A 4,331-nucleotide genomic window follows, 5' to 3' on the forward strand; every position below is an offset into this window, starting at 1 on the left:
CTGCCCGCCCTGGTGGGCGCCCTCGACCAGGACCGAGTCGGTGTCCTGCTGCCGCTCCCGCCACGTACCGGCGCGGAGCCCGCGCTGGCCGCGCTCGCCGAGCGGCTGCGCATGCTGTGGAAGGCGGGCTCGGCGTTCGTGCTCGCGGCGGGCTCGGTGGTGGAGTCCATCAAGGACGTGCGGCGCAGCTTCCTCGAAGCCGAGCAGGTCGCCGACGTGGCGGTGCGCCAGCCCGACGGCCGGGCCTTCTACCGGCTGCCCGACCTGCGCCTGCGCGGCCTGCTGCACCTGCTGCGCGACGACGCCAGGATACAGACGTTCGCCGAGCGCGAGCTGGGGGCGCTGCTCGCGCACGACGCGCAACGGGGCGGCGACCTGACCCGCATTCTGCGGATATATCTCGACGCGGGGCGGAACAAGGCGGTCGCCGCTCAGAAGGCCCACCTGTCCCGACCTGCTTTCTACGACCGGCTCCGCCGCCTGGAGCGCATCCTCGACACGGACCTGGACGACGTCGAGTCCTGCCTGTCCCTGCACGTGGCGCTGCTGGCCCTGGAGTCCTTCCGCCGCGACACCCGGTAGGACCTCGCTAGAACCCCATCGCGGCCCCCACCTCGTCGAGCGTGCGGACCGCCCGCTCGCGGGCCCGCGCGTTACCGTCACGCAGCACCACCCGGACGTCGTCGGCCGTGTGCTCCTGCCTGCGCCGCCTGATCGGCCGCAGGAACTCGTTGACCGCCTCCGTCACCAGCCGCTTGAGCGAGGCGGCGCCGCCGTCGCCGATCTCGTCGGCGATGTCCTGCGGTGAGCGCTTCAGGCAGAGCCCCGCCAGCGTGAGCAGGTTGGCCACTTCCGGCCGCTTCTCCGGGTCGAACGTGATGAGCCGCTCGGAGTCGGTGCGCGCCTTGCGGATCAGGGCGGCCGTCTCGTCCTCGGTGGCCGACAGCGCGATCGCGTTGCCGCGGCTCTTGCTCATCTTGTCGCCGTCGAGGCCCTTGAGCAGGGGCTGCTCGCCCATCATGGCCTCCGGCAGCGGGAAGACCTCGGCGTAGCGCTCGTTGAAGCGCCGCGCGACCAGCCGGGTCACCTCGACGTGCGGGAGCTGGTCCTTGCCGACCGGCACCAGCGTGCCCTTGCAGAACAGGATGTCGGCCGCCTGGTGCACCGGGTAGGTGAACATCAGCCCGCTGACCGCCTGCTGCGAGCTGTGCGCGATCTCGTCCTTGACCGTGGGGTTGCGGCCCAGCTCCGCCACCGACACCAGGCTCAGAAACGGCAGCAGCAGCTGGTTGAGCTCGGGGATCGCGCTGTGCTGGAAGATCGTCACCTTCGCCGGGTCGAGCCCGATCGCCAGGTAGTCGAGGAGCAGCTGGGTGATGTTGCGCTGGATCTCACCGGGGAGGTCGCGGTCGGTGATCACCTGGTAGTCGGCGACCAGCACGTACATCGGGTGGACGTCCTGCAACCGGACGCGGTTGGCCAGAGTGCCGAAGTAGTGGCCCAGGTGGAGCGGCCCGGTTGGGCGGTCTCCGGTGAGCACCACGGGTTTCATGGGGGTTCCTCCCTCAAGATCGCGGACGTCCTGAGGGGACCACGCACCGGGGGCCGCCCTGAGGACGGCCCGTGCATGCAGTAGTCAGCGGCCGTCTGTCGGCCGCCACCACATGCAGATGCGTGTCATGGCTCCCATCATAGCCGCAAGCCGCACAGGACCCAGATGCTGTGCGGCTTGCGGTTGTTCGAACCGTAACCCCGTGGCGACTCTTCGCGCAGGCAGTTCGCCCTTCGCGGATGTCAATCTCGTAACCACCCCAACGCTTTGGCGTGTTTCGCCGCCCCCGAGAACAAGATCAAGCCAGGATGGAGCGGATCATTACCGCCCTCTGGAGTTGTCATGTCTCGACGCACCCTCGCTGTCGGCCTGTCCATGGCCGCAGCCCTAACGGCCACGGCCGTGCCTGCCAGCGCCGACCAGCTTTCGGTGAACTTCCCGTCGGGCAGATTCCCGCTCGGCGCGCGTGAAGCCCCGACCAAGACACAGACCAGCGTCGCGCAGGGCATCGACTTGTACGACGTGAAGGCTGGAAACGCCACCGACGGCTACACGGTCAGCGTCCTGATGCCGAGCGGACGCGACTACGGCATGCGTTCGACCGCCGAGGCCAAGGTCGCCGAGGTCGAGGCCGCCGGAGAGACGGCGACGCTGCAGGAGTTCGTGCGTCCCGCCGTCGCCGACGCGCCGGTGCAGGTCGTCTACATGGTGCGGGTCGGCACGTGGTCGCTGAAGGAGAAGGACAAGGCCGCCGAGACCGTCAAGAAGCTCAAGGACGCCGGCATCAAGTCCAAGGTCGACTACCTCGGCGACGACGGGCTGAAGACCAGCGGCCCCTGGGACGCCAAGGTCGTCATGATCGACGCGAGGACGTTCCGCGGCTCGTACGCCGCCACCCTCGGCACCAGCGTCGCCAAGCGCGAGACCGTCTCCGCCATGGCCAAGGACAAGAACGCGGTCGTGGCCGTCAACGGCGGCTTCTTCAACATCCACACCGCCAAGAACCTGCGCGGCGAGCCGGTCGGCCTGTCGGTCGTGGGGGGCAAGCTGCTGAGCGACGCCGTTCCCGGCCGCTCCGCCGTCGTCCTCAAGGGACGTACCGCGCACATCACCGAGATCACGTCCACCGTCACCGCGATCTCCCAGGACGGCGGCAGGCTGGTGGTCAACGGCGTCAACCGCGCCGCCGCCACCGACGAGCTGGTCCTCTACACCGAGGAGTACGGCGCCAAGACGCCGGCCGACGGCGGCTCGGACGTCGTCCTCGACGCCAATGGCAAGATCACCGCCGTGCGCGCGCCCGGCGCGGCGATCGCAGCGGGCACCCGCGTCCTGCACGGCTCGGGCACCGCGGCCGACTGGCTCAGCGAGCACGCCCAGGAAGGCGGGACGGTCCAGGTCGACACCAAGCTCCAGGACCTCCGCACCCGCAAGAGCATCAAGCTCACCCCCGACCTGAGCATCATCGCCGGCAGCGTCGGGCTCGTCCGCAACGGCAACGTCAAGATCACCGCGAAGCGCGACGGCCAGGACTCGGTCAACATGATCCTCCGCCGCCACCCTCGCACCCTGCTGGGCACCACCAAGAACGGCAGCCTCATCCTGGCCACCATCGACGGCCGCCAGCCCGGCGTCACCATCGGCGCCAACTTCACCGAGGCGGCCCAGTTCATGCGCTGGCTCGGCGCCACCCAGGCCATCAACCTCGACGGCGGCGGGTCCAGCGCCATGGTCGTGAACAACAAGCTCGTCAACCGCCCCTCGGACGGCGTCGAGCGCGGCGTCGGCGACGCCCTCGTGGTGCTGCCCAAGTAACTCCCGTCACCGCCCATGCCGTCGTCAGGGACGGCGGGTGCCGCAGGGGGGCTCAGGCCCGGCACCCGCGTCCCTGGATGGGACAGCGTCAAGACCGCTAGGACGGCCCCATGACCGCTGGGGTGGTGCCAGAACGACCGCGGCACGGCGCCGGAGAGGGCACGCCGCCGAGCTCTCCGCCGGCGCGCGCCACCCGATCTGGTAACTGACCCCCTGCCCGGGGTTGCCCGAGAAGAACACCGCCTCCTCCCACTCGGTCCCCTCGTCGGCCGCCGAGTCGTAGTAGTGGCGACGCAGCGGGTTCGGGTGCCGGCTGCTGAGCGTGCACTCCCTCGTACACGATCCCGGTACGCGGGTCGTACGCCTCGGCGAGCTGGAGTACGGCAGGTCCGCGTGCAACTCACAGGATGTAGCGGAGCGCGTCGTCGTCCACCCGGGACGGCGACCCCGCGTAGTGCTCCACGCCGAGCCAGATGAGCGGCGCCAGGTAGGGCGGCATGGCCGCGAGCCGTTAGTGGCGCAGGGTCTCCGGCTGGCTGACCAGGCCCCGCTCGACATAGAACCGGCGGACGTCCAGCTCAGCGGCCCGCTCCTTGGCGATCCACCGCTCCCTGTCCGCCCGGAGAGGCGGCGGAACGTCCCGATGGCGGTGCCGCAGAAACGTCACGGACGCGATCGCCCTGTCCCGCTCCTGACGCCCCATGTCCCGCAGCCGCACCGCCGGATAGGGCAGCAGCGCGACACGGTGCAGGAAGAAGGATCACACCCTGCCCTGAGCACCCAGGGGCCATGACTGTGGCGTGAAGCGAGCGCTCGCCAACAGAAAGTTTCAGCGCACAAAAGCAGAAAGGGCGGGAAGAGAACCCCACCAAAGGGATCCTCTTCCCGCCCTCACCAAAAGATTGTCCGGCGGTGACCTACTCTCCCACACCCTCCCGAGTGCAGTACCATCGGCGCAGGGAAG

4 protein-coding genes are annotated in these 4,331 nt (G+C 69.6%); 2 read left to right on the forward strand and 2 right to left on the reverse strand.

All coding sequences use genetic code 11. The annotated features are described in order from the left end of the window. Nucleotides 1-582 (forward strand): helix-turn-helix domain-containing protein (locus ABZ297_RS46280; protein ID WP_355360834.1); only part of this gene is annotated, 582 nt, incomplete at its 5' end. A 7-nt stretch (nt 583-589) separates the two neighbouring features. On the opposite strand, the gene trpS is transcribed toward ABZ297_RS46280, so the two are convergent. Next, on the reverse strand, nt 590-1,552 hold the full coding sequence (gene trpS, locus ABZ297_RS46285) for a tryptophan--tRNA ligase (RefSeq protein WP_355360837.1): 963 nt from the start codon (nt 1,550-1,552) through the stop codon (nt 590-592). Nucleotides 1,553-1,894: 342 nt separating this feature from the next. Between trpS and ABZ297_RS46290 the strand changes: the two genes are divergently transcribed. Next, a complete protein-coding gene (locus ABZ297_RS46290) occupies nt 1,895-3,367 on the forward strand; it encodes a phosphodiester glycosidase family protein (protein WP_355360840.1) in 1,473 nt (490 codons plus the stop codon). A gap of 511 nt (nt 3,368-3,878) precedes the next feature. Here ABZ297_RS46290 and ABZ297_RS46295 read toward each other — a convergent pair. Further along, nucleotides 3,879-4,085: a hypothetical protein gene (locus tag ABZ297_RS46295; RefSeq protein WP_355360843.1), complete on the reverse strand. Its 207-nt coding sequence runs from the start codon at nt 4,083-4,085 to the stop codon at nt 3,879-3,881. Nucleotides 4,086-4,331 lie beyond the last annotated feature (246 nt).

Origin of the sequence: Nonomuraea sp. NPDC005983 (assembly GCF_040614375.1) — a bacterium.
Classification (GTDB): domain Bacteria; phylum Actinomycetota; class Actinomycetes; order Streptosporangiales; family Streptosporangiaceae; genus Nonomuraea.

What these genes read in the sequence shown, in the direction of transcription:
- trpS (WP_355360837.1), bottom strand. Translation starts at nt 1,552, where the DNA reads ATGAAACCCGTGGTGCTCACCGGAGACCGCCCAACCGGGCCGCTCCAC.
- ABZ297_RS46290 (WP_355360840.1), top strand. Translation starts at nt 1,895, where the DNA reads ATGTCTCGACGCACCCTCGCTGTCGGCCTGTCCATGGCCGCAGCCCTA.